The organism is Streptomyces sp. NPDC093221 (genome assembly GCF_044753885.1).
Lineage (GTDB): Bacteria > Actinomycetota > Actinomycetes > Streptomycetales > Streptomycetaceae > Actinacidiphila.
On sequence record NZ_JBIVOA010000001.1, the window covers coordinates 41,878 to 65,955 of the forward strand.

Consider the following 24,078-nt stretch of genomic DNA (forward strand, 5'->3'; position numbering starts at 1 on the left):
GGCTTACTCCTCCGCTTCACCGGCCTCGGGCTCCAGGCCCGCGACCGCTCCGTCGTCCTCACCGGCTTCGGCCACGATGGCCGACTCCGGGTCGTCGTCCGCTTCGGCGTTCCGCGCGATGCCGACGACGGCGTCCCGCTTACCGAGGTTGATCAGTTGGACGCCCATGGTGTCACGGCCCGTCTCCCTGACCCCGTTGACCCGCGTACGGATCACCCCACCGCTGAGCGTGATGGCCAGGATCTCATCGGTCTCCTCGACAACCAAAGCGCCGACCAGAGAACCGCGGTCCTCCACGATCTTCGCCGCCTTGATACCGAGTCCGCCGCGCCCCTGGACCCGGTACTCGTCCACCGATGTGCGCTTCGCGTACCCGCCGTCCGTGGCGGTGAACACGAACGTACCGGGCCGGACGACATTCATCGAGAGGAGTTCGTCACCTGGACGGAAACTCATGCCCTTCACGCCCGAGGTGGCGCGGCCCATCGGGCGCAGCGCGTCGTCGGTGGCGGTGAAGCGGATGCACTGCGCCTTACGGCTGACGAGCAGCAGATCGTCCTCCGCGGAGACCAGCTCGGCGCCGATCAGCTCGTCGGAGGTGCCGAGCACCGCGCCCTCGCCGTCCGCGTCGCCGTCCACGGCGCCGGACTCGCGCAGATTGATCGCGATGACACCGCCCGCGCGCGGCGAGTCGTAGTCCTTCAGCGCGGTCTTCTTCACCAGTCCGGCCTTGGTGGCCAGCACCAGGTACGGCGCCGCGTTGTAGTCCTTGATCGCCAGGATCTGGGCGATCCGCTCGTCCGGCTGGAAGGCCAGCAGATTCGCCACGTGCTGGCCGCGCGCGTCCCGCCCGGCGTCCGGCAGCTCGTACGCCTTGGCCCGGTAGACCCGGCCCTTGTTGGTGAAGAACAGCAGCCACTGGTGGGTGGTGGTCACGAAGAAGTGGTCGACGATGTCGTCCTGCTTCAGCTTCGCGCCGCGTACGCCCTTGCCGCCGCGCTTCTGCGACCGGTAGTCCTCGGTCTTGGTGCGCTTGACGTAGCCGCCACGGGTGATCGTGACGACGATGTCCTCCTCGGCGATCAGGTCCTCCATGGACATGTCGCCGTCGAAGGGCACCAGCTTGCTGCGCCGGTCGTCGCCGAACTTGTCGACGATGGCCTGGAGTTCCTCGCTGATGATCTGCCGCTGCTTCTCCGGCGAGGCGAGGATCGCGTTGTACTCGTTGATCTTCTGCTGCAACTCGTCGTGCTCGGCGATGATCTTCTGCCGCTCCAGGGCGGCCAGCCGGCGGAGCTGCATCTCCAGGATCGCGTTGGCCTGGATCTCGTCGATCTGGAGCAGGCCCATCAGGCCCTCGCGCGCGACCTCGACGGTGTCGCTGCGCCGGATCAGCGCGATGACCTCGTCGATCGCGTCCAGCGCCTTGAGCAGACCGCGCAGGATGTGGGCGCGCTCCTCGGCCTTGCGCAGCCGGAAGCGGGTCCGCCGCACGATGACCTCGACCTGGTGGTTCACCCAGTTGCGGATGAACGCGTCCAGCGACAGGGTGCGCGGCACGCCGTCGACCAGCGCCAGCATGTTGGCGCCGAAGTTGGACTGGAGGTCGGTGTGCTTGTACAGGTTGTTCAGCACGACCTTGGCGACCGCGTCCCGCTTGAGGACGATGACCAGCCGCTGGCCGGTGCGCGACGAGGTCTCGTCACGGACGTCGGCGATGCCGCCGATCTTGCCGTCCTTCACCAGGTCGGCGATCTTCTGCGCCAGATTGTCCGGGTTGGTCTGGTACGGCAGCTCGGTGACGACCAGGCACTGCCGGTTCTGGATCTCCTCGACCTCGACGATCGCGCGCATCGTGATCGAGCCGCGGCCCGTACGGTAGGCGTCCTCGATGCCCTTGCGGCCGACGACCAGGGCGCCGGTCGGGAAGTCCGGGCCCTTGATCCGCTCCATGAGGGCGTCGAGCAGCTCCTCGGGCGTGGCGTCCGGGTTGGCCAGGCACCACTGGGCGCCGTCGGCGACCTCGCGCAGATTGTGCGGCGGGATGTTCGTCGCCATGCCGACCGCGATGCCCGCGGAACCGTTGATCAGCAGGTTCGGGAAGCGCGCCGGGAGGACCGTCGGCTCCTGGTTGCGGCCGTCGTAGTTGTCCTGGAGGTCGACGGTCTCCTCGTCGATGTCCCGGACCATCTCCATGGACAGCGGCATCATCTTGCACTCGGTGTACCGCATCGCGGCGGCCGGGTCGTTGCCCGGGGAACCGAAGTTGCCGTTGGAGTCCACCAGCGGCATCCGCATCGACCACGGCTGCGCGAGACGGACCAGCGCGTCGTAGATCGAGGAGTCACCGTGCGGGTGGTAGGTGCCCATCACGTCGCCGACGACGCGCGCGCACTTGTAGAAGCCCTTCTCGGGCCGGTAGCCGCCGTCGTACATCGCGTACAGCACGCGGCGGTGCACCGGCTTGAGGCCGTCCCGCACGTCCGGCAGCGCGCGCGAGACGATGACGGACATCGCGTAGTCGAGGTAGCTGCGCTGCATCTCGGTCTCGAGCCCGACGGGCTCGATGCGCAGGCCACCCGACTCGTTGCGCTCGTCCATCTCGGACGGGGGTACGTCGGGCACGGGGGGAACGTTGGAGGTGTCGTCGGCCATCGCTGTCGATTAGTCCTTTCACACGGCCAGTGGGGGCCGACTCAGATGTCCAGGAACCGGACGTCCTTGGCGTTGCGCTGGATGAAGGAGCGGCGGGCTTCCACGTCCTCGCCCATCAGCACCGAGAACAGGTCGTCGGCCTGGGCCGCGTCGTCGAGCGTGACCTTGCCGAGCACCCGGTGGTCGATGTCCATCGTGGTGACCCGCAGCTCCTCGGCGTTCATCTCGCCCAGACCCTTGAAGCGCTGGATCGAGTCCTCGCGGATGCGCTTGCCGGCCTGCTTGCCGATCTCCACCAGCGCGTCCCGCTCACGGTCGGAGTACGCGTACTCGAAGTCGTCCCGGCCCCACTTGATCTTGTACAGCGGCGGGCGGGAGAGGTAGACGTGCCCGGCCTCGACCAGCGGCCGCATGAAGCGGAACAGGAAGGTCAGCAGCAGGGTGTTGATGTGCTGGCCGTCGACGTCGGCGTCCGCCATCAGGATGATCTTGTGATAGCGGAGCTTGGAGATGTCGAAGTCCTCGTGCACACCGGTGCCGAAGGCCGAGATCAGGGCCTGGATCTCGGTGTTCTGGAGGATCTTGTCGATCCTCGCCTTCTCCACGTTGAGGATCTTGCCGCGGATCGGGAGGATCGCCTGGTACTGCGGGTTGCGGCCGGACTTCGCGGAGCCGCCGGCCGAGTCGCCCTCGACGATGAAGATCTCGCACTTCGTCGGGTCGTTGGACTGGCAGTCGCTCAGCTTGCCGGGCAGCGACGCGGACTCCAGCAGCCCCTTGCGGCGGGTCAGGTCCCGCGCCTTGCGGGCCGCGACCCGGGCGGTGGCCGCCTGGATCGACTTGCGGATGATGTCCGCGGCCTCGTTGGGGTTGCGGTCCAGCCAGTCGGTCAGGTGCTCGTGCACGACCTTCTGGACGAACGTCTTCGCCTCGGTGTTGCCCAGCTTCGTCTTCGTCTGGCCCTCGAACTGCGGCTCGCCGAGCTTGACGGAGATGATCGCGGTCAGACCCTCGCGGATGTCCTCGCCCGCCAGGTTGTCGTCCTTCTCCCGGAGGAACTTCTTCTCGCGCGCGTAGCGGTTGACCAGGCCGGTCATCGCCGCGCGGAAGCCCTCCTCGTGCGTGCCGCCCTCGTGCGTGTGGATCGTGTTCGCGAAGCTGTACACACCCTCGCTGTACTGGGTGTTCCACTGCATGGCGACCTCGACCGACAGCAGCCGCTCCTTGTCCTCCGCCTCGATGTCGATGACGGTGGGGTGGATCAGCTCGCCCTTGCGCGAGTTCAGGTACTTCACGTAGTCCACGAGGCCGCCCTCGTAGTGGTACGTGACGGTGAGCGGCTTGCCCTCCTCGTCCACGTGGTCGGCGCGCTCGTCGGTCAGCGAGATCCGCAGGCCCTTGTTGAGGAACGCCATCTCCTGGAAGCGCCGCGACAGCGTCTCGAAGGAGTAGTCGGTGGTCTCGAAGATGTCCGCGTCTGCCCAGAAGGTGACCGTGGTGCCGGTCTCGTCGACCGCCTCGTTCTTCAGCAGCGGCGCCGTCGGCACACCCAGCTTGTAGTCCTGCGTCCAGCGGTGGCCCTCGGTGCGCACCTCGACCGCGACCCGGGAGGACAGCGCGTTGACCACGGAGACGCCGACGCCGTGCAGACCGCCGGAGACCGCGTAACCGCCGCCGCCGAACTTGCCGCCCGCGTGCAGCACCGTCAGCACGACCTCGACGGCCGGCTTGCCCTCGGAGGGGACGATGCCCACCGGGATGCCGCGGCCGTTGTCCACGACGCGCACGCCGCCGTCTTCGAGGATGGTGACGTCGATGGTGTCCGCGTGACCGGCCATCGCCTCGTCGACCGAGTTGTCGACGACCTCCTGGACGAGGTGGTGCAGGCCCCGCTCACCGGTCGAACCGATGTACATACCGGGGCGCTTGCGCACCGCTTCGAGACCCTCGAGCACGGTGATCGCGCTGGCGTCGTAGGACTTGCTGGAATTCTCGTTGGGGTTGCCGGAATCGGCCACGAAGCGCCCTTTCTGGCACAGCACGAGCCGTCTCCCGCGGGGCGGGATCGGCTGCGTCTTCGACATGTTCCGCTGGTGTCCCCCTGTCTGCTGCCAGGGGAGGGCGGTCTGCCTATCAGTCTACCGGTAGCGCCGACATGAATGGGGCTTTGGCGGTACCTGAGTTCCCATGTGCCGTCCCGAACCGCCGCCGCCCGACTCCCTACACGCGGCCCTGGTGCCAAAACCGCTCACACGGGCGTCCAGGGCTTCCGGCTGTCAACCCCCGGCTACGCTGAGCAGGGTCGGCGCGAAGTCGCTACGGGCGCCGTACGAACGCGCTCCCCGCCGTACGCGCGGCGGCGCGTTCTCAGCCGTACGTGTCGCCGGGGCCGACGCTGCCGGGGGCGCGCAGCCGTCCGTACGAGCGGGCCGGGCCCGCGGGGCCGAGCACCTTGATCAGCTTCACCGTGCCGTGGCCGAGATCCGCGTTGAGCCGGGCCACCAGGGTCGGCGCCAGCAGCCGGAGCTGGGTCGCCCAGGCGGTCGAGTCGCACTGGACGGTCAGGACCGAGTCCTCCTCGTCGTACCGCGCGGGCGCGCAGTGCAGCGCCACCTCGGGGCCGACGAGCTGCGGCCAGCGGCCCATCACCCCGCCCACCGCGGCCGGGGCCTCCCAGCCGCGCTCGGTGATCAGCCGGTTGATCGCGGCGCCCAGCGGCAGCGGGTCGCGGCCGTCGGCGCGCGCGCCGCTGCGCAGCCCGCCGCGCCTGGCCTGCTTCTTCTGCACGGCCGCCGCGCCACGGGCCCTGGCCTGCTCCTTCGCGGCGCGCAGCGCGACCCGCGCGAGGTCGACGCCGGTCTGCTCGGGGAGCGTGCCGGACGGTGTACCCGCGGGCGCTGCCGGAGCGGTGTCGGCCGTGCCGTCCGCCGGGAGTGCCGTGCCGCCCGCGCCCCTGGCCCGCTTCGCGCCGCGCTCGCTCATACCCGCTCCACCGTCCCCTGCTCCACCGCGAACCGGGCCCCCACCAGGACACCCGGCACATCGTCGTCCACCGCCGCCGTCACCAGCACCTGCTCGCCGGGCGCGACCAGCTCCGCCAGCCGCTCGCGCCGCTTGGTGTCCAGCTCGGCGAAGACGTCGTCCAGCACCAGCACCGGCTCGCCGCCGTCGGAGCACAGCAGTTCGTACGACGCCAGGCGCAGCGCGAGCGCGTACGACCAGGACTCGCCGTGGCTGGCGTAGCCCTTGGCGGGCATCGGGCCGAGCTTGAGCAGCAGGTCGTCGCGGTGCGGCCCGACCAGCGTCACCCCGCGCTCGATCTCCTGCCTGCGCGCCTCGCCCAGCGCCTCCAGCAGCCGCCCGTACAGGTCCTCGCGGCCCTCGGCCCCGGCCATCCTCTCGCCCATCGAGCCCCGGTACTCGAAGCCGACCGGGCCGCCGCCGGGGGCGAGCTGTTCGTACGCCTTGTCGGCCAGCGGCTGGAGCGCGGCCACCAGGTCCAGGCGCTGCGCGAGCAGTTCCGCGCCGACCCGCGCCAGATGCTGGTCCCACACGTCGAGGGTGGACAGGTCGCCGCCCTTGCCGCCGTGCCTGCGGGCCATCGCGGCGGACTTCAGCAGGGTGTTGCGCTGCTTGAGCACCCGGTCGTAGTCGCTGCGGACCCCGGCCAGGCGCGGGGTGCGGGCGGTGATCAGCTCGTCGAGGAAGCGGCGGCGCTCGGTCGGGTCGCCCTTGACCAGCGCCAGGTCCTCCGGCGCGAAGAGCACGCTGCGGACGATGCCCAGCAGGTCGCGCGGGCGGCCGGGCGCCGAGCGGTTGATCCGGGCGCGGTTGGCCCGCCCCGGATTGATCTCCAGCTCCACGAGCTGCTGCCGGTCGCCCTGCACGACCTGGGCCCGGACGACCGCGCGCTCGGCGCCCATCCGGACCAGCGGCGCGTCGGTGGAGACCCGGTGGCTGGACAGCGCCGCCAGATAGCCGACGGCCTCGACCAGATTGGTCTTGCCCTGCCCGTTGGGCCCCACGAAAGCGGTGACGCCCGGGTCGAGGGGGACCTCGGCCCGGGCGTAGGAACGGAAGTCGGCGAGCGAAAGGTGCGCTACGTGCATCGCGTGCTGTGGCGCGGGACCGCGCCGACCTCCCTGCTGTCTGGCTTTCGTACTACTCGGCGGCGGTGACCGCGTGGCCGCCGAATTCGTTGCGGAGCGCGGCGATCATCTTCATCTGCGGCGAGTCGTCCTGGCGGGACGAGAACCGGGCGAACAGCGACGCGGTGATGGCGGGCAGCGGCACGGCGTTGTCGATGGCGGCCTCGACCGTCCACCGGCCCTCGCCGGAGTCGTCCGCGTGGCCGCGCAGGGCGCCCAGGTGCTCGTCCTTGTCGAGCGCGTCCACGGCCAGGTCGAGCAACCAGGAGCGGATGACCGTACCGGACTTCCAGGAGCGGAAGACCTCGCGGACGTCGGTGACCGAGTCCACCGCCTCCAGCAGCTCCCAGCCTTCGGCGTAGGCCTGCATCATCGCGTACTCGATGCCGTTGTGGACCATCTTGGCGAAGTGGCCCGCGCCGACCTTGCCCGCGTGCACGGCGCCGGCGTCGCCCTCGGGCTTGAGCGCGTCGAAGATGGGCTGCGCCTTGGCGACGTCCTCGTCCTTGCCGCCGTACATCAGCGCGTAGCCGTTGGCCAGGCCCCAGACACCGCCGGAGACGCCGCAGTCGACGAAGCCGATGCCCTTGGCCGCCAGCTCGTCGGCGTGCCGCTCGTCGTCCGTCCAGCGGGAGTTGCCGCCGTCCACGACGAGGTCGCCGGGGGAGAGCAGTTCGCCCAGCTCGTCGATGGTCGACTGGGTGGCCGCGCCCGCGGGGACCATGACCCACACCACGCGCGGTCCCTTGAGGGAGTCCACAAGCTCCTGGAGGCTGTGGACGTCGGCGAGATCCGGGTTCCGGTCGTACCCGATGACGGTGTGCCCGCCGCGGCGGATGCGCTCGCGCATGTTGCCGCCCATCTTGCCGAGACCGATGAGACCGAGCTCCATCGCAGATCCTTCGTTCGAAGCGTGTCTGACCTGAGCCGAGCCTACGACGGCCCGCTGTGACCGGCTCAGCCGGACGGTGTGTCCGGCGGGCGGGGGCGGCCCCGGCGGCCGTCAGTCGGCCGCCGACAGCCGTCAGCCGGACAGCCGGACCGGCATGATCAGGTACTTGTACGCGTCGTCCGCCTCGGCGTCGAGCGCGGGACGGCCGCTGAGCAGCGCGGGCTTGGTCGAGGTCGTGAAGGAGAGCTGGGCGACGGCGGAGTCGATCGCGCTGAGGCCGTCGAGCAGGAAGGTCGGGTTGAAGGCGATCGAGATGTCGTCGCCCTCCAGCTTGGCGTCGACGCGCTCCACAGCCTGTGCGTCGTCGCTGGAACCGGCCTCCAGGGTGAGCACGCCCTGCTCGAAGCTGAGCCGCACCGGGGTGTTCCGCTCGGCGACCAGGGCCACGCGCTTGACGGCCTCGACGAACGGCGCGGTCTCGATCACCGCGACCGAGGCGAACTCGGTCGGGAAGAGCGTGCGGTACTTCGGCAGGTCGCCTTCGAGCAGCCGGGTCGTCGTACGGCGGCCGGCGCCCTCGAAGCCGATCAGGCCCTCACCGGCGCCGGATCCGGCGAGCGCGATGGAGACGGTGTCTCCGCTGGTGAGCGACTTGGCGGTGTCCAGCAGCGTCTTGGCGGGCACCAGGGCGACGGCGGAGATGTCGGCCTGCTCGGGCTTCCACAGGAACTCGCGGACCGCGAAGCGGTAGCGGTCGGTGGCGGCGAGCGTGACGGTGTCGCCCTCGATCTCGATCCGCACACCGGTGAGCACCGGGAGCGTGTCGTCGCGGCCCGCGGCGATGGCGACCTGGGAGGCGGCGGCGGCGAAGATCTCGCCGGGCACCGTCCCCGAGGCGTCGGGCATCGCGGGCAGCGCCGGGTACTCCTCCACAGGCAGGGTGTGGAGTGTGAACCGCGAGCTGCCGCAGACCACGGTCACGCGGATTCCGTCGGTGGAGATCTCCACCGGGCGGTTGGGCAGGGCCCGCGAGATGTCGGCGAGCAGCCGCCCCGAGACCAGGACCGTGCCCTCCTCCTCGACCTCGGCCTCCACCGACACCCGTGCCGAGACCTCGTAGTCGAAGCCGGAGAGGCTGAGCTTGCCCTCCTCCGCCTTCAGCAGGAGCCCGGCGAGGACGGGCACCGGGGGACGGGCCGGAAGGCTACGGGCTGCCCAAGCCACTGCCTCGGCGAGTACGTCGCGCTCCACCCGGATCTTCACCGGAACCGCCTCCTGCTTGTTGCTGGCTGTCGGGGAACAGTCTGACGCACAGCACCGACAGTCGGTGCGGGTTGGCGTCAAGCCGCGACACGAGCCGCAGGGCGGGTCCGGGCCGAGTTGTGCACACCCCCCGCTTCGAAGCAGGTTCCCATCTATCTCTACGTAGTCGTAGTAATAGGGGTTGTGGATACCGTGGATAAGTGGTTCCGGTGCAGGTCAGACCCTGTTTTTTATCCACCGGGCCTGTGGGTGGGGCATGGGGACAACCAGGGGGTCCTGTGGACGGCCGGAAGTTGTGCACACCCGATTCACAGGTGACCCCGGGTTCTCCCCAGCGCTGTCCCCAGAAATACCCAGGTTCTCCCCAGGCCAACCCACCACCTTGGTGTGACGCCTTTCACTCTTCCGTGGGACCAGGCGCGTTTCGTTGCCGAACAGTGGACAGAGATGTGGAGAAACGATCCCATGCTGTGCACAACGAGCCCCAACCTGTGGGCGAGCGGTGGACAACGCGAAGTGACCCCCAAGAGGTGTCCTTTCTGTCCACAGTCTGTGGATTCGGGTTGCCCACATATCCACACCCGGCTGAGCTGGGCGTACCTCCCTTGCGGCGCCCGGCCTGTGGAGACTTTCTGGACAACTCCGGTGTCCCCAGGGTGTGGACGGTCCATTTGCCACAGTCCTGTGGAGAACTGCCCCTCGGCGTACGGGAATCGAACAGGGCGCGGCGCGGCGGACAACGCGAAGCGCCCCGGGAGAGGTCTCCCGGGGCGCTCGGAGGGGCTGTGCGCGGCGCTTCTCCGCGCGCGGCTCAGCTCTTGATGCGGTTGGTCAGCTCCGTCACCTGGTTGTAGATGGAGCGCCGCTCGGCCATCAGGGAGCGGATCTTCCGGTCGGCGTGCATGACCGTGGTGTGGTCGCGGCCGCCGAAGAGCGCGCCGATCTTCGGCAGCGACAGGTCCGTCAGCTCGCGGCACAGGTACATGGCGATCTGCCGGGCGGTGACCAGGACGCGGCTGCGCGAGGAGCCCGACAGGTCGTCCACGGCCAGCCCGAAGTACGCGGCGGTCTCGGCCATGATGGCCGTCCCGCTGATCTCGGGCACCGAGTCCTCGCCGCCGGGGATCAGGTCCTTCAGCACGATCTCGGTGAGCTGGAGGTCGACCGGCTGCCGGTTGAGGCTGGCGAAGGCGGTGACCCGGATGAGCGCGCCCTCCAGCTCGCGGATGTTCCGCGAGATCCGGGACGCGATGAACTCCAGCACCTCGGGCGGGGCGTTGAGCTGCTCCTGCACCGCCTTCTTGCGCAGGATCGCGATCCTGGTCTCCAGCTCGGGCGGCTGGACGTCGGTGATCAGGCCCCACTCGAAGCGGTTGCGGAGCCGGTCCTCCAGGGTGACGAGCTGCTTGGGCGGCCGGTCGGAGGAGAGCACGATCTGCTTGTTGGCGTTGTGCAGGGTGTTGAAGGTGTGGAAGAACTCCTCCTGCGTCGACTCCTTGCTCGCCAGGAACTGGATGTCGTCGACGAGCAGGATGTCCATGTCCCGGTACCGCTTGCGGAACGCGTCCGCCTTGCCGTCCCGGATCGAGTTGATGAACTCGTTGGTGAACTCCTCGGAGCTGACGTACCGCACCCGTGTCCCCGGGTACAGGCTCCGCGCGTAGTGCCCGATCGCGTGCAGCAGGTGCGTCTTGCCGAGCCCCGACTCCCCGTAGATGAAGAGCGGGTTGTACGCCTTGGCCGGGGCCTCGGCGACGGCGACCGCGGCCGCGTGCGCGAAGCGGTTGGACGCGCCGATCACGAAGGTGTCGAAGAGGTACTTGGGATTCAGCCGGGCGGTCGGCTCGACGGCGCCGCCGGAGGAGGAACCCGAATGGCCCGAGTGGTTCTGGCGCCCCGAGGGGTCGGAGTGCCCGGAAGGCCCCGAGGGCCCGTCGAGCCGGCCGCCCGACAGATTCGGCGACGCGTGCCGCCCGGTGGACTGCTGCTGCTGCTGCTGGTCCGGCCGGCCCTGGCCCTGCTGCCGGTCCTGCTGCTGGTAGCCGCCGGACTGCGGCGCGTAACCGCCCTGCGGGGACTGCGGGTACGCCTGGTGCGGTACGACCGGGTAGCCGTCGTGCGTGTCCTGTCGGTACCGGTGGCTCTGCTGCTCCGGGTACGGCTCGCGGTCCTGGAAGCCGCCGCTGTTCTGCGCGGGCAGGGTCCAACTGTCGGTACGCGGCTGCCGCCAGCCGTCGTCGCTCTGCCGCGGCGGCCACTCGTCGGGGCCCGCGTGCCGGCCCTGGCTCTGCTGCTCGGGGTAGGCGCGGCGCATCCGCATGCCGTCGTCCCCGAGGTCGCCGCCGTGCCGGTCGTCCCGCGGGCCGTCCCGCATGCCGTCGCGGTGGTCGTCGCGCAGCTCGTCCCTGTGGTCCGCGCGGTGCCCGTCGCGGCGGTCGTGCCGCTCGTGCTGCTGCTCGTACGGGTCCTGGTCGTGGTCGGCCGGGGCCGGCTCCTGGTCGCCGCCGGACGCGACGGCGATGGCGATCCCGACAGGGTGACCGAACTCACGGCTCAGCACCTCGGTGATCAGCGGCAGCAGCCGCCCCTCCAGGACGCTCTTGGCGAATTCGTTGGGCGCGGAGAGGACGGCGGTGCCCGCGACCAGGGCCAGCGGCTGGGTGCGCTTGAGCCACTCCGCGTCCTTGGGCTTCAGGTCCTCGCTGTCCACCAGCAGTTTCTGGAGTACGCGCGGCCACACTGCGGCAAGATCGGCGGTTACGTCAGCCACAGGGCACGCTCTCTCGTCGCTTAATGGTGCAAGTGCGGGCAACTCCCGCGAAAGTGTGGTCCTGAAGACAGGCGGGAAGAGTTGGGAGTTCAGCCACGGTAGTCAGGGGGTAGGCGCGGTTCAAGTCGTTGTCCACAGGGTGTGTACAAATGCCGGGCCCGCGACCGCCGGGTTTGACCGGATGGCCTAGCCGCGCGTACCGTATCGAGGTCGAGTTGTCGATGGCTGCTGCCGCCTGCCTACCGATGGGCGAGGGTCTTCCGGAAGTCCCCGGATGATCGTCAAGCGGTGCACCTGATCTGTTCCGCGAGATTCTTCGTGGGCGCACGGTGACAGCCAGGCGACGCCCCGCCGGACACGATTTTCCCTGGAGCCCCCGAGTGAGCAAGCGCACCTTCCAGCCGAACAACCGCCGTCGTGCGAAGACCCACGGCTTCCGTCTGCGTATGCGCACCCGCGCCGGCCGCGCGATTCTCGCGACCCGCCGCAGCAAGGGCCGCGCCCGACTGTCCGCCTGATCGTCACAGGTCTCATGCCGTGCTGCCCACCGAGAATCGGCTGAGGCGGCGCCAGGACTTCGGAGAAGCGGTTCGCCGAGGACGCCGAGCGGGTCGACCGCTGCTGGTGGTCCATCTGCGCAGCGACATCACGGACCCGCATGTGCCGGGGGGGAGCACTCCCCCGGTGCGTGCGGGTTTCGTCGTGAGCAAGGCGGTGGGTGGCTCGGTGCAGCGCAATCTGGTCAAGCGCCGACTGCGTCATCTGGTCCGCGAACGCCTGTCGCAGCTGCCCCCCGGTAGCCTGGTAGTCGTACGAGCGCTACCCGGAGCCGGTGGCGCTGACCATGCGGAGCTGGCCCACGACCTGGACGCCGCCCTCGAGCGGCTGCTGGGTCGCGACACCCGAGGCGAAGCCGAGGGGAGGGTGTCTCGATGAAGTACCCGCTGCTGGCACTGATCAAGCTGTACCAGTGGACGATCAGTCCGCTGCTCGGCCCGGTCTGCCGGTACTACCCCTCGTGCTCCCACTACGGGTTCACGGCCATCGACCGGCACGGCGCGATCAAGGGCACCGCCCTGACCGCGTGGCGCATCCTGCGCTGCAATCCCTGGTCGCCGGGCGGCGTGGACCATGTCCCGCCGCGCAAGCGGCCGCCATGGCACGATCGGCTGCGCCGCGCACTGCGGGGCGGCTCCGACGGGCCCGTCACGCCCGAGCCCACCGGACCCTCTCACGCCCAAGGAGCCTGATCGTGGGGATTCTGAACCCCCTCTACGACGCTGTCTCGTGGATCATCGTCCAGTTCCACTCGTTCTACAGCCTGATCTTCGACAAGGACAGCGGCTGGGCGTGGGGTCTGTCCATCGTCTCGCTGGTGGTCCTGATCCGGATCTGCCTGATCCCGCTGTTCGTCAAGCAGATCAAGTCGACCCGGAACATGCAGGCGCTCCAGCCCAAGATGAAGGCGATCCAGGAGCGCTACAAGAACGACAAGCAGCGCCAGTCCGAAGAGATGATGAAGCTGTACAAGGAGACGGGTACCAACCCGCTCTCCTCGTGCCTGCCGATCCTGGCGCAGTCCCCGTTCTTCTTCGCGCTGTACCACGTGCTGAGCAACATCGCCAAGGGCCACGAGGTCGGCGTGATCCATGCCAACCTGGTCGACAGCGCCAAGAACGCGCACATCTTCGGTGCCCCGCTGGCGGCGAAGTTCCTGGACAGCGCGGCCAAGGTCGAGTCGCTGGGCGCCACGCAGACCAATGTGCGCATCGTCACGGTGATCATGATCCTCATGATGTCGGCGTCGCAGTTCTACACGCAGCGCCAGCTCATGACGAAGAACGTCGACATGACGGTGAAGACCCCGTTCATGCAGCAGCAGAAGATGCTGATGTACGTCTTCCCGGTCATCTTCGCCGTCATGGGTATCAACTTCCCCGTCGGTGTCCTCGTCTACTGGCTGACCACCAACGTGTGGACCATGGGCCAGCAGATGTTCGTGATCCGGCGTAACCCCACCCCCGGCAGCCTCGCGTTCCAGCAGCGCCAGGAGCGGCTGCGCGCCAAGGGCAAGCTCGTCGAGCCCCCGGAGGAAGTGGCCGCCAAGGAGGCCGTGGAGGTCGCGCGCGCCAACCGCACCCAGCCCAAGCGGCAGCCGAAGTCCAAGCGCCAGACGACCCCCACGGGCACGGGCGCCGGCGGCGGCGCGGCGGGCGGCACCGGTGGCGGCGGCGCTCCCAGGGCGGGCGGTGGAGCCCCGCGGGCGGGCGCTCCCAAGGCCGGTGCCCCGAAGGCGAGCGGCGGCTCGGCAGGCACAGGCAGGACAGGCGGCGGTACGAAGCAGGGCGGCGCTCCGGGCAAGCAGGGCGGTTCGCCCGGCAAGCAGTCCGGTGGCAAGTCCAAGCCGACCAACCTGTCGAAGAAGAAGTAAGAGGAGCCCAGGCGTGAGCGACGTCAACACCACCACCGCACCCGACAACGGCTCGGCCGCGACCCTGAACCGGCTGGAGCAGGAGGGTGATATCGCCGCCGACTACCTGGAAGGTCTGCTGGACATCGCGGACCTCGACGGTGACATCGACATGGATGTCGAGGGCGAGCGCGCGTCGGTGTCGATCATCGGTGACACCGGCACCCGTGATCTGAACAAGCTGGTCGGCCGGGACGGCGAGGTGCTGGAAGCCCTCCAGGAGCTGACCCGGCTCGCGGTGCACCGGGAGACCGGTGAGCGCAGCAGGCTGATGCTGGACATCGCCGGGTTCCGGGCGCGCAAGCGGGCCGAGCTGGCGCAGCTCGGCGCGAAGGCGGCGGCGGAGGCCAAGGCCAGCGGTGAGCCGGTGAAGCTGGACCCGATGACGCCGTTCGAGCGCAAGGTCGTGCACGACGCCGTGGCCGCCGCGGGCCTGCGCAGCGAGTCCGAGGGCGAGGAGCCCCAGCGCCGGGTGGTCGTACTCCCGGTCTGACCGGACGCTGTGTGGTACTGCTCTGTCGGCCCCGTCTGTTCGCAGGCGGGGCCGAACCTTGTGAGTGACCTAGGAAAGGACAGCCCCCGTGACGGAGGCAGCAGCGGAGCTTCCCGCGCCGCCCGAGCAGGCCAGGACGGTCTTCGGTGACCGGTTCGCCGACGCCCTGCGCTATGCCGAGCTGCTCGCGGACGCCGGGGTGCGCCGCGGCCTGATCGGCCCGCGCGAGGTGCCCCGCCTGTGGGAGCGGCACCTGCTGAACTGCGCGGTGCTCTCCGAGGTCATCGACGAGGACGTGTCCGTGTGCGACGTCGGCTCGGGCGCCGGCCTGCCGGGTATCCCGCTGGCGCTGACCCGGCCCGATCTGCGGATCACGCTGCTGGAGCCGCTGCTGCGCAGGACCACCTTCCTCGAAGAGGTCGTCAAGGTGCTGGGGCTGAGCAATGTCACCGTGGTGCGCGGCCGGGCCGAGGAGATGATGGGCAAGCTGCCCCCGGTGGACGTGGTGACCGCGCGCGCCGTGGCGCCGCTGGAACGGCTCGCGGGCTGGGGCCTGCCGCTGCTGCGCCCGCACGGTGAGATGGCGGTCCTCAAGGGCGACACCGCGCTGGACGAGCTGAAGGCGGCCAGGGCCGCGCTCGACCGGCTGGGCGCGGTCGACACCTCTGTGGTCCAGGTCGGCGAGGGCATCGTGGACCCACTCTCCACCGTCGTACGCGTCCTGGTCGGCGAGAGCCCCGGCGGGGTACGCGCCGCGACCCGGCGGGCGAAGGCCGCGCGCGCGAGCCGTAACCCGCGGGGCGGAGCTCCCCGCCGTCGCCGCTGAACCGTCGTTCCTCGAACGGTCCCGCGCCGAACCCTCCCTCTACGCCATACAAACGGCCAAACAGACATAACCCGGAGTGTCTGCGGAGTTAGCGGTCCGGCGCTGTGCATCGTGTTCCACGTGAAACGTCGCTCGCTGCTACCAGGAGTCCTCAGCCGCGGCCGAGCCGCGGCCGAGGCACACGCCAACAAGCCCTCCAAGACGCCCCAGTCGGTGGATAGATCTACGGCTTCATCCACAGGCAGCCAAGTCTCGCTGGTTCATCACCCCTCCGGCATGGCAGGCTCTTCTCATAGCGAGCCTGAAGTCGAGGAGTGTGAGTCCTTGCGGTCCGACGCCAACATCGCGGGACCGATGGCCGATCCGGTCCCCGGTCCCCGCACAGCAGAGTTTGCCGGGGGCCCGATTGCCGTGCCCCCGGGGTTCGGAGACGGTGTTTCACGTGAAACATTGCCTCCCATGGATGACACCCCGATCGGCCGCGCCGCGCAGTTGGCCGTCGAGGCACTGGGACGCGCCGGGGAAGGACTTCCCCGGCCGGCCCAGACCCGGGTGATGGTGGTCGCCAATCAGAAGGGCGGGGTCGGCAAGACCACGACCACGGTGAATCTGGCGGCCTCCCTGGCGCTGCACGGCGCCCGGGTGCTCGTGGTCGACCTGGACCCGCAGGGCAACGCCTCCACGGCGCTGGGCATCGACCACCACGCCGAGGTCCCCTCGATCTACGACGTCCTGGTGGAGAGCAAGCCCCTGTCCGACGTCGTGATGCCGGTCCCCGATGTGGAGGGCCTGTTCTGCGCGCCCGCCACCATCGACCTGGCGGGCGCCGAGATCGAACTGGTCTCCCTGGTCGCCCGCGAGAGCCGGCTCCAGCGGGCGATCGAGGCGTACGAGCAGCCGCTGGACTACGTCCTGATCGACTGCCCGCCCTCGCTCGGCCTGCTGACCGTCAACGCGTTGGTGGCCGGGGCCGAGGTCGTCATCCCGATCCAGTGCGAGTACTACGCGCTGGAGGGGCTGGGCCAGCTCCTGAAGAACGTGGAACTGGTCCGCGCGCACCTCAACCCGAAGCTGCATGTGTCGACGATCCTGCTGACCATGTACGACGGACGGACGCGCCTCGCCTCCCAGGTCGCGGAGGAGGTGCGCACGCACTTCGGCAAGGAGGTGCTGCGGACCAGCATCCCGCGGTCCGTCCGGATCTCCGAGGCGCCCAGCTACGGCCAGACCGTACTGACCTATGACCCGGGCTCCAGCGGCGCGCTGTCGTATCTGGAAGCCGCCCGGGAGATGGCCCTGCGCGGAGTCGAGGCGTCAGTCGCCGTCGAGTACGACCCGCAGGGTGACTACACCCAGCACGATGAGCAGAACCCGCACAGCATGTCGGAGGGGATCCAGTGAGTGATCGACGCAGAGGGCTCGGCCGTGGTCTCGGCGCGCTGATCCCGGCCGCGCCGCAGTCGACGGGCGGCGCCCAGGGCGCCGCACCGGTACTGACGCAGGAACGCGGCGTCGCCGCGGCCAAGGTGGCCGGACTGGTGGACCGCAGAGTCCCCGAGGCCGCGCCGCCGCCCGTGGTGGACATCCCTGTTTCACGTGAAACAGAGCCGGACCTCTCCGACGCGAAGAACCCCGTACCGGGTGCCTACTTCGCGGAGCTGGACCTGGACTTCATCACGCCGAACCCGCGCCAGCCGCGTGAGGTCTTCGACGAGGACGCCCTCAACGAACTGATCACCTCCATCAAGGAGGTCGGTCTGCTCCAGCCGGTCGTCGTGCGTGAGATCGGCAAGGACCGCTTCGAGCTGATCATGGGCGAGCGCCGCTGGCGGGCGTGCCGCGAGGCCGGCCTGGAGCGGATTCCGGCGATCGTCCGGGCGACCGACGACGAGAAGCTCCTCCTGGACGCCCTCCTGGAGAACCTGCACCGGGCCCAGCTCAACCCCCTGGAGGAGGCGGCGGCGTACGACCAGTTGCTCCGCGACTTCTCCTGCACCCACGAGCAGTTGGCGGACCGGATCGGGCGCTCCCGCTCGCAGGTCTCCAACACGCTCCGGCTGCTGAAGCTGTCCGCCCCGGTGCAGCGCCGGGTCGCGGCCGGGGTGATCTCCTTCGGCCACGCGCGGGCGCTGCTCTCGCTGGACGACCCCGAGGAGCAGGACAAGCTGGCCCACCGGATCGTCGCCGAAGGGCTGTCGGTGCGCGCGATCGAAGAGATCGTGACGCTGATGAACAGCGACCCGAAGCCCACCAGGAAGAGTGCGGCGCCCCGGGCCGGGCGTCGGGTCTCCCCGGCGCTCACCCACCTCGCCTCCCGACTCTCCGACCGCTTCGACACCCGGGTGAAGGTCGACCTGGGGCAGAAGCGCGGAAAGATCGTCGTGGAATTCGCGTCGATAGAGGATCTGGAGCGCATCCTCGGGGCGATGGCCCCGGGCGAGGGCAATGTGCTGGAGAACCGGCTCGAAGAGGAAACCGAGGACGAAGACGGCGAGTGACGCGGGCGCACCCCGGCGTTCGCGCCGGGGTGTACGTGGGCAGTTCGGTTCACGGCAGAGATGGGGTTCAGGCCACATGGGACGTCGGCTGGCACCACTGACACTCGACAATCTCCCGGACCTCCCCAAGCCCTGCCGCAGTTGCGTCTTCTGGGAACTGGACCCGGTCAGTGGCGAAGCGGCCGTCCAGGCGGGCAAGCCCGAGCTGGAGAAGGAGGCGTGGATCTCCGCCGTTCTGCTGGAGTGGGGTTCCTGCGGACGGGTCGTCTACGTCGACGAGGTGCCCGCGGGCTTCGTGCTCTACGCGCCCGCCGCGTATGTGCCGCGCTCCCTGGCCTTCCCGACCAGCCCGGTGTCGGCGGACGCCGTCCAGCTCATGACCGCGCGCATCCTGCCCGGCTTCCAGGGGCAGGGCCTCGGCCGGGTCCTGGTGCAGACCGTCGCCAAGGACGTCATCCGGCGGGGCTTCAAGGCGATCGAGGCGTTCGGCGACGCGAAGTGGACCGCCCCCTCGTGCGTCCTGCCCGCGGACCATCTGCTCGCGGTCGGCTTCAAGACGGTCCGCCCCCACCCGCGCTATCCCCGGCTGCGGCTGGAGCTGCGCTCCACGATCTCCTGGAAGGAGGACGTCGAGATGGCCATCGACCGCCTCCTGGGCGCCGTCCAGAAGGAGCCTGCCCTCCGGCCCCTGTGAGCCGCTGTCACTCCTCACGGCCGCGCCGGGCATCCGGCCCGGACATGCGAGAGGGCCGACCCCCGGATCGGGGGTCGGCCCTCTCGTGTTCCACGTGGAACAGCGTCCGCCGGTGAAGACGTCCGCCGGTGAAAGCGTCAGCCGGTGAGCGTCAGCCGATGAAGTCGGACAGGTCGCGCACGATGGCGGCCTTCGGCTTGGCGCCGACGATGGTCTTCACGACCTCGCCGCCCTTGTAGACGTTGAGCGTCGGGATGGACATCACGCCGTACTTCGCCGCGGTGACCGGGTTCTCGTCGATGTTCAGCTTGACGATGGTGATGTTCTCCGCGTGCTCCTCCGCGATGGCCTCCAGCGAGGGGGCGATCTGGCGGCACGGGCCGCACCACTCCGCCCAGAAGTCCACCAGCACGGGCTTGTCGCTGGCGAGCACCTCCTCGGCGAACGTCTCGTCGGTCACGTGCTTGGTGTTGCCGGCCACGGCGGTCTCCTCAGGTCGTGATGTGTGCGTGTCGGGGTGAGGGATGGAAGCGGGTCAGACGGCGGCCTTGTCGGCCGACGCGTCGGCCGTCTCGGCCTTCTCGGCGTCGGCGAGGGCGGCCAGGTAGCGCTCGGCGTCCAGCGCGGCGGAACAGCCGGTGCCGGCCGCGGTGATCGCCTGACGGTAGGTGTGGTCCACGACGTCTCCCGCGGCGAAGACACCGGGGACGTTGGTCCGGGTGCTCGGCGCCTGGACGGTGAGGTAGCCCTCGCCGTCGACGTCGAGGACGCCCTTGAACAGCTCGCTGCGCGGGTCGTGGCCGATCGCGATGAACAGCCCGGTGACGGGCAGCTCCGAGGTCTCGCCGGTCTTCGTGTTGCGCAGGGTCAGACCGGAGAGCTTGCCGTCGCCGTGGATCTCGGCGACCTCGCTGTCCCAGACGAAGGAGATCTTCGGGTCGGCGAAGGCGCGGTCCTGCATCGCCTTGGACGCCCGCAGGCTGTCCCGGCGGTGCACGATCTTCACGGACTTGGCGAAGCGGGAGAGGAAGGTCGCCTCCTCCATCGCGGTGTCGCCGCCGCCGATCACGGCGATGTCCTGCTCGCGGAAGAAGAAGCCGTCACAGGTGGCACACCAGGAGACGCCGCGGCCGGAGAGCTGGTCCTCGTTGGGGAGGTTCAGCTTGCGGTGCTGCGAGCCGGTGGTGACGATGACGGTCTTGGCGCGGTGCACGGTGCCCGCCGAGTCCGTGACGGTCTTGATGTCGCCGCCGAGGTCGACCGCGACCACGTCGTCCGGGACCAGCTCGGCGCCGAAGCGCTCGGCCTGGGCGCGCATGTTGTCCATGAGGTCCGGGCCCACGATGCCGTCGCGGAAGCCGGGGAAGTTCTCCACCTCGGTGGTGTTCATCAACGCGCCGCCGGCGGTGACCGACCCCTCGAAGACCAGCGGGTTGAGGGATGCGCGCGCCGTGTAGAGCGCCGCGGTGTACCCCGCGGGCCCCGAGCCGATGATGATCACGTTACGGACGTCGCTCACGGGTGTCTTCCTCGTCTCTGCGGACAACTGCGGGGGCCCTGGCTGGACTCTCGTCCTGCCTAACGGATCCTACGGGTCCAGCATTCCCCGGACGGCGCGGCGCACGCCGTACGCCACGCCCCCCGGACGAACGGCTCAGCGCTGGTAGGTGCTCCGGAAGAGAACCGCGCCGGGACTGGTCGCCGTACAGGCGGCGCTGACCACGAACGCGTCGACCGCCGAGGCGTCACTCGGGTGCGGCAGCACCACAAGGTAGGAGTCCGTCCCGTGGAAGGACTCGCGCTCGGCGGCCAGCGCCGGGCCGGTGCGCTGGGTGGCCTTGAGCACACACGGGGGGACGGTGGGCACCGCCTTGTCCGGGCTCATGGTGGCGCCCTCGCTGCTGACGCCGGGACCGCTGAGCATCGGGGAGTCGGACTCCCCGGCCGCGTGGTTCGGCGCCGCCTCATCGAGCAGCTCCCGCACCTGGACCGCGATCGGGTCGGCGGCGGTGTCCGCCTTCTTGCTGCTGGCGGTCGCGTCGCTCTGCGAGGTGGTGTCGTCGCCGACGTGATAGATCGTGACGCCCAGGCCGACGACGACCACGGCGGAGGCGGCGACGAGCAGTCCGCGCCGCCACCGCCGACCGGTGCGGCCGGGACCGGCGGACCCGGAGGCATGTCCGTCGGGACCGGTCGATGTTCCACGTGGAACATGCGTCGGTGTCGGTGCCGGTTTCGGTGACGGCCGCGATGTTCCACGTGGAACATCGGGCGTGGTGGCGTCGAGGAGCGCTTCGGCGGCGAGCGCCGCGTCGATCCGTCCGGCGATGTCAGCGGGCATCCGCTGCGGTCCCGGCAGGGTGCCGAGCAGTCCCCTGATCTCCTCCAGGGAGTCCCGGACGTCGGCGCACAGCGAACAGCCCGCGATGTGCTCGGTGACCTCCGTGGCGCGCTCGGGGCGGAGCAGCCCCTCGGCCAGGTCGGAGATCTCGGCGACCTCGGGATGCGCGTCGTGGTCCGCTGTCGATGTCACCGCTGTTCACCTCCGCCCTGTTCCGGTCCCGTCTCTGGGACGGATGTCCCCTCCGCCCGGTTCCTTCCCCCGCCGCGATCGGCGCTATCCACGCCCTGCGCGCGCAGATGGGTGACGAGGGGAAGCAGTTTCGCCCGGCCTCTGGCGCACCGGCTCTTGACCGTACCGGTGGGCACATCGAGCACCGCGGCGGCTTCGGCGACCGAGTAGCCCTGCATGTCGACCAAGACCAGTGCGGCGCGCTGGTCGGGCGGCAGCGTGGTGAGGGCGGCTATCAGCTCGCGGTGGAGTTCCCCGCGCTCGGCCGGGACCTCGGCCGACTCGTGGGGTTCGAGCAACGCCTCGAAGTTCTCCTCGTCGGCCACCGGGGCCGTCCTGCGGGAGGCGGCCTTACGGGCCCGGTCGAGGCAGGCGTTGACCGTGATGCGGTGCAGCCAGGTGGTGACGGCCGACTGGCCGCGGAAGGTATGGGCGGCCCGGAAGGCGGACACCAGCGCGTCCTGGACGGCGTCAGCGGCTTCCTCGCGGTCCCCCAGGGTGCGCAGGGCCACCGCCCACAGCCGGTCCCGGTGGCGGCGCACCAGCTCGCCGAAGGTGTCGGGATCGCCCGCGACATGACGGGCCAGGAGATCGGCGTCGGCGACATCGCCGAGCGGGTTTGCCTCCAAGGCCGTTCTCCCCCGTCCCCTGCCCCTGTGGGTGTCGCCGTGGGTGTCCCCGCGGCCGTCGCCGCGGGGTCAGCCCGTCTCCGGGATCAGCCCGTCACGCTGATCTCGGAGATCCTGCCACGGAAGTGACCGGTCTCGGCAGGCGCCAGACGCGTCATCCACACCAGCACGTAGCGCGAGGTGAGATCGGCGCTCGGCTTGAACGTCACCGAACTGCCCGAGCCCTGGGCCACCTTGGTGAAGGCGTCGAAGGTGGTCGGCATCGCGGAGGTGCCCTTGGGCGCGGCCAGGAGCTGCGCGGTGACGTCGCCCACGAAGTCGACCTTCACCGTGCTCACGTGCTTGGCGCTGCCCAGGTCGACGATGACGCCGACACCCGGCTTGAGATTGCCCAGATCGGCGCCCAGGTAGTAGTTCGTCTCCCAGTACGTGGAGGGGTCGCCGTCGAACGCCTTGGGGAGATCCTTCGGATTCTCGCTGCCGTCGCCGAGCGGGTCGAAGTCCTTGAGCCCGGCGATCTTGATCGGGACCGGGGCCTTGCGTGTCGGGTCCTGGCTCGCCTTCTGGCCGGTCGTCGGGTGACTGGTCGGCCGGTCCTCACGCGACTTGAGGGTGTCCGCGAGCTGCCAGCTCCCCAGGCCGATCGCCACGATCACCAGTGCCGAGACCGCCCATTTCAGTGCCCGGCCGGTACGGCCGGGCAGAGCGGGCGGCGGAGCGGGGGCCGCGACCGCGGGCGGCTGCGGCGTACCCGGTGGCGCGGGCGGCTGGCGGAAGGCGGCGACCGGGTAGACCGGCGGTGCCTGCTCCGGCGGCCGGATGCGCGGGATGCCCGCGACGGCCTTGGCCAGCTCCTCGGGAGTGGTGCAGGGCGGGTCCTGCCGGGAGGCGGTCGCGCCGTCGTTGACGAGCGCGCGCATGGCCAGCTCGGACAGCCCGCGGTGGACGCCCGCGCGGACCTGGTCGGGTGCGACCAGGCCGACGCCCTTGGGCAGCCCCGCCAGACCGTGCGCGTCCTCCTCGTACGGCCAGCGCTGCGTGAGCGAGGCGTAGAGCAGCGCGCCGATCGCCTCGGTGTCCTGCCGCTGCGGACGCTCGGAGTTGAGCCCGCGCAGTGCGGCGGCGACCGCGAGGCCGCGGATGCGGTACTGCCCGGAGACCGTACGCAGCACGGCGCCGGGGTCGAGACGCAGGTGCGCCAGGCCCTCGCGGTGGGCGGCGGCCATGCCCTGGGAGACCTGGCTGACCATCTGGTACGCCTCGTGCGGCTCCATCGCGCCCGCGGCGAGCAGCTCGGCCAGCGAGGAGGCGTCGGGCAGCCACTCGTGGATGACGTACACCAGGTCGTTCTCCTCGACGGCGTCGAGGACCTGGACGAAGCGCGGGTCGCCGAGGAGCGCGGCCGACCGGGCGGCGGCCAGTACCTGGCGGGCCCGCCGGTGGTCGGCGGGCAGGATGTGGATGCCGACCGCCCTGCGCAGCTTCTCGTCGACCGCGCGCCAACTGCTGAAGCCGTCGATCCGGGTGACGCACTCGGCGAGCTGGTAGCGCCGGGCGAGCTTGTGACCGCTGTGCAGCTCGGGCTGCGCGCTGCGGACGGGCCTGGGCGCCGTGGTGGCGCTGCCGCCGCCCTTGGCGGGGCCGGCGGGCCGCCGGCCGTCGGCGGGCGCTGTGGAGGCGGCTGTGGGGCTTCCTGGGGCGGCCTCGGTCGCCGGGCGGTCCCCGTCCCCGGTCTTCTCGTCGGGGGCGAGCGTGGCGGTGCCCCCGGAGCCGGACGACGAGGGTGCGGGGGACGGTGCGGACGGGGCCTTCACGGAGGCGACCGGCGTGCCCTTGGCGGGCGTCCCCTTGGCCGGGGCGCCCTTCGCCGAAGTGCCCATCGAGGAGGTGCCCTTGGCGGGTGTCCCCTTGGCCGACGTGCCCTTGGCCGGTGTCCCCTTCGCCGGGGTGCCCTTGGCGGGAGTGCCCGTCCCGACGGGCGCGGTCGCGGAAGCCGCCTTGGCGCCGTTCGTCGAAGCGGACGCCTTGGGGCTTCGGCCGTCCTTGACGGTCTGCTTGGCGGCCCTCTTGGCCGGGGCCTTGGCCGCCGACGTCGTCGCGGGCTTGGCCGCGGTCGGTGCGGCGGCGTTGGCGGAGGAGGTGCCCGAGGAGGTGCCCGAGGAGGTGCC

General features: G+C 70.2%; 21 protein-coding genes. 9 read left to right on the top strand and 12 right to left on the bottom strand.

The window, feature by feature from the left end; all coding sequences use genetic code 11:
- Positions 1-3: 3 nt before the first annotated feature.
- The 7 genes from gyrA to dnaA all read right to left on the bottom strand — a co-directional run bounded on the left by gyrA (position 4) and on the right by dnaA (position 11,728).
- A complete protein-coding gene (gyrA, locus tag ACIQCJ_RS00210; protein ID WP_355336674.1) occupies positions 4-2,655 on the bottom strand; it encodes a DNA gyrase subunit A in 2,652 nt (883 codons plus the stop codon).
- 41 nt (positions 2,656-2,696) lie between these two features.
- On the bottom strand, positions 2,697-4,697 hold the full coding sequence (gene gyrB, locus ACIQCJ_RS00215) for a DNA topoisomerase (ATP-hydrolyzing) subunit B (protein ID WP_355336774.1): 2,001 nt from the start codon (positions 4,695-4,697) through the stop codon (positions 2,697-2,699).
- A gap of 325 nt (positions 4,698-5,022) precedes the next feature.
- Positions 5,023-5,637, bottom strand: a complete 615-nt coding sequence (locus ACIQCJ_RS00220; RefSeq protein WP_355336673.1) for a DciA family protein — start codon at positions 5,635-5,637, stop codon at positions 5,023-5,025.
- Complete coding sequence (gene recF, locus ACIQCJ_RS00225; RefSeq protein ID WP_355336672.1) at positions 5,634-6,764, bottom strand: DNA replication/repair protein RecF; 1,131 nt, start codon at positions 6,762-6,764, stop codon at positions 5,634-5,636. The genes ACIQCJ_RS00220 and recF overlap by 4 nt, the downstream gene beginning before the upstream one ends.
- A 52-nt stretch (positions 6,765-6,816) precedes the next feature.
- On the bottom strand, positions 6,817-7,764 hold the full coding sequence (gnd, locus tag ACIQCJ_RS00230) for a phosphogluconate dehydrogenase (NAD(+)-dependent, decarboxylating) (RefSeq protein ID WP_355336773.1): 948 nt from the start codon (positions 7,762-7,764) through the stop codon (positions 6,817-6,819).
- A gap of 63 nt (positions 7,765-7,827) precedes the next feature.
- Entirely contained in the window at positions 7,828-8,958 is a 1,131-nt protein-coding gene (dnaN, locus tag ACIQCJ_RS00235; protein ID WP_355336671.1) for a DNA polymerase III subunit beta, read from the bottom strand.
- Between the two features lie 811 nt (positions 8,959-9,769).
- Positions 9,770-11,728 (bottom strand): chromosomal replication initiator protein DnaA, encoded by a 1,959-nt coding sequence (dnaA, locus tag ACIQCJ_RS00240; RefSeq protein WP_402710234.1) that lies wholly within the window; start codon positions 11,726-11,728, stop codon positions 9,770-9,772.
- Positions 11,729-12,108: 380 nt separating this feature from the next.
- On the opposite strand from dnaA, the gene rpmH reads away from it, so the two are divergent.
- From rpmH to ACIQCJ_RS00285, 9 genes are all read left to right on the top strand, one after another.
- A complete protein-coding gene (rpmH, locus tag ACIQCJ_RS00245; protein ID WP_003975051.1) occupies positions 12,109-12,246 on the top strand; it encodes a 50S ribosomal protein L34 in 138 nt (45 codons plus the stop codon).
- Between the two features lie 19 nt (positions 12,247-12,265).
- The gene (gene rnpA, locus ACIQCJ_RS00250; protein WP_391158835.1) at positions 12,266-12,664 is read left to right on the top strand and encodes a ribonuclease P protein component; all 399 of its coding nucleotides are present in this window, start codon (positions 12,266-12,268) and stop codon (positions 12,662-12,664) included.
- The gene (gene yidD, locus ACIQCJ_RS00255; protein WP_188282916.1) at positions 12,661-12,978 is read left to right on the top strand and encodes a membrane protein insertion efficiency factor YidD; all 318 of its coding nucleotides are present in this window, start codon (positions 12,661-12,663) and stop codon (positions 12,976-12,978) included. Before rnpA ends, yidD begins: the two co-directional genes overlap by 4 nt.
- Complete coding sequence (gene yidC, locus ACIQCJ_RS00260) at positions 12,978-14,159, top strand: membrane protein insertase YidC (RefSeq protein WP_355336772.1); 1,182 nt, start codon at positions 12,978-12,980, stop codon at positions 14,157-14,159. Before yidD ends, yidC begins: the two co-directional genes overlap by 1 nt.
- 13 nt (positions 14,160-14,172) lie before the next feature.
- Positions 14,173-14,691: a R3H domain-containing nucleic acid-binding protein gene (locus ACIQCJ_RS00265; protein WP_355336668.1), complete on the top strand. Its 519-nt coding sequence runs from the start codon at positions 14,173-14,175 to the stop codon at positions 14,689-14,691.
- Positions 14,692-14,779: 88 nt separating this feature from the next.
- Positions 14,780-15,517 carry a 16S rRNA (guanine(527)-N(7))-methyltransferase RsmG gene (rsmG, locus tag ACIQCJ_RS00270; RefSeq protein ID WP_355336667.1) on the top strand — a complete coding sequence of 246 codons (738 nt, stop codon included), beginning with the start codon at positions 14,780-14,782 and terminating at the stop codon, positions 15,515-15,517.
- A 276-nt stretch (positions 15,518-15,793) separates the two neighbouring features.
- Positions 15,794-16,918: a ParA family protein gene (locus ACIQCJ_RS00275; protein ID WP_355336666.1), complete on the top strand. Its 1,125-nt coding sequence runs from the start codon at positions 15,794-15,796 to the stop codon at positions 16,916-16,918.
- Positions 16,915-18,015 (top strand): ParB/RepB/Spo0J family partition protein, encoded by a 1,101-nt coding sequence (locus tag ACIQCJ_RS00280; RefSeq protein WP_355336665.1) that lies wholly within the window; start codon positions 16,915-16,917, stop codon positions 18,013-18,015. The genes ACIQCJ_RS00275 and ACIQCJ_RS00280 overlap by 4 nt, the downstream gene beginning before the upstream one ends.
- A gap of 76 nt (positions 18,016-18,091) precedes the next feature.
- On the top strand, positions 18,092-18,709 hold the full coding sequence (locus tag ACIQCJ_RS00285) for a GNAT family N-acetyltransferase (RefSeq protein WP_355336664.1): 618 nt from the start codon (positions 18,092-18,094) through the stop codon (positions 18,707-18,709).
- A gap of 151 nt (positions 18,710-18,860) precedes the next feature.
- On the opposite strand, the gene trxA is transcribed toward ACIQCJ_RS00285, so the two are convergent.
- The 5 genes from trxA to ACIQCJ_RS00310 all read right to left on the bottom strand — a co-directional run bounded on the left by trxA (position 18,861) and on the right by ACIQCJ_RS00310 (position 23,790).
- On the bottom strand, positions 18,861-19,190 hold the full coding sequence (gene trxA / locus ACIQCJ_RS00290; RefSeq protein ID WP_355336663.1) for a thioredoxin: 330 nt from the start codon (positions 19,188-19,190) through the stop codon (positions 18,861-18,863).
- A gap of 54 nt (positions 19,191-19,244) precedes the next feature.
- A complete protein-coding gene (gene trxB, locus ACIQCJ_RS00295) occupies positions 19,245-20,228 on the bottom strand; it encodes a thioredoxin-disulfide reductase (protein WP_355336662.1) in 984 nt (327 codons plus the stop codon).
- A 135-nt stretch (positions 20,229-20,363) separates the two neighbouring features.
- Complete coding sequence (locus tag ACIQCJ_RS00300) at positions 20,364-21,242, bottom strand: hypothetical protein (RefSeq protein ID WP_402710235.1); 879 nt, start codon at positions 21,240-21,242, stop codon at positions 20,364-20,366.
- A complete protein-coding gene (gene sigM, locus ACIQCJ_RS00305) occupies positions 21,239-21,910 on the bottom strand; it encodes an RNA polymerase sigma factor SigM (RefSeq protein WP_355336660.1) in 672 nt (223 codons plus the stop codon). Before sigM ends, ACIQCJ_RS00300 begins: the two co-directional genes overlap by 4 nt.
- Before the next feature lie 86 nt (positions 21,911-21,996).
- A complete protein-coding gene (locus ACIQCJ_RS00310; RefSeq protein ID WP_402710826.1) occupies positions 21,997-23,790 on the bottom strand; it encodes a protein kinase family protein in 1,794 nt (597 codons plus the stop codon).
- Positions 23,791-24,078 lie beyond the last annotated feature (288 nt).

Bases quoted from the DNA above. Each gene is read 5' to 3' on its own strand.
- gyrA (WP_355336674.1), bottom strand. From the start codon at position 2,655: ATGGCCGACGACACCTCCAACGTTCCCCCCGTGCCCGACGTACCCCCG.
- ACIQCJ_RS00285 (WP_355336664.1), top strand. From the start codon at position 18,092: ATGGGACGTCGGCTGGCACCACTGACACTCGACAATCTCCCGGACCTC.
- ACIQCJ_RS00220 (WP_355336673.1), bottom strand. From the start codon at position 5,637: ATGAGCGAGCGCGGCGCGAAGCGGGCCAGGGGCGCGGGCGGCACGGCA.
- yidD (WP_188282916.1), top strand. From the start codon at position 12,661: ATGAAGTACCCGCTGCTGGCACTGATCAAGCTGTACCAGTGGACGATC.
- ACIQCJ_RS00310 (WP_402710826.1), bottom strand. From the start codon at position 23,790: ATGGGCACTTCGGCGAAGGGCGCCCCGGCCAAGGGGACGCCCGCCAAG.
- recF (WP_355336672.1), bottom strand. From the start codon at position 6,764: ATGCACGTAGCGCACCTTTCGCTCGCCGACTTCCGTTCCTACGCCCGG.
- ACIQCJ_RS00275 (WP_355336666.1), top strand. From the start codon at position 15,794: ATGGCAGGCTCTTCTCATAGCGAGCCTGAAGTCGAGGAGTGTGAGTCC.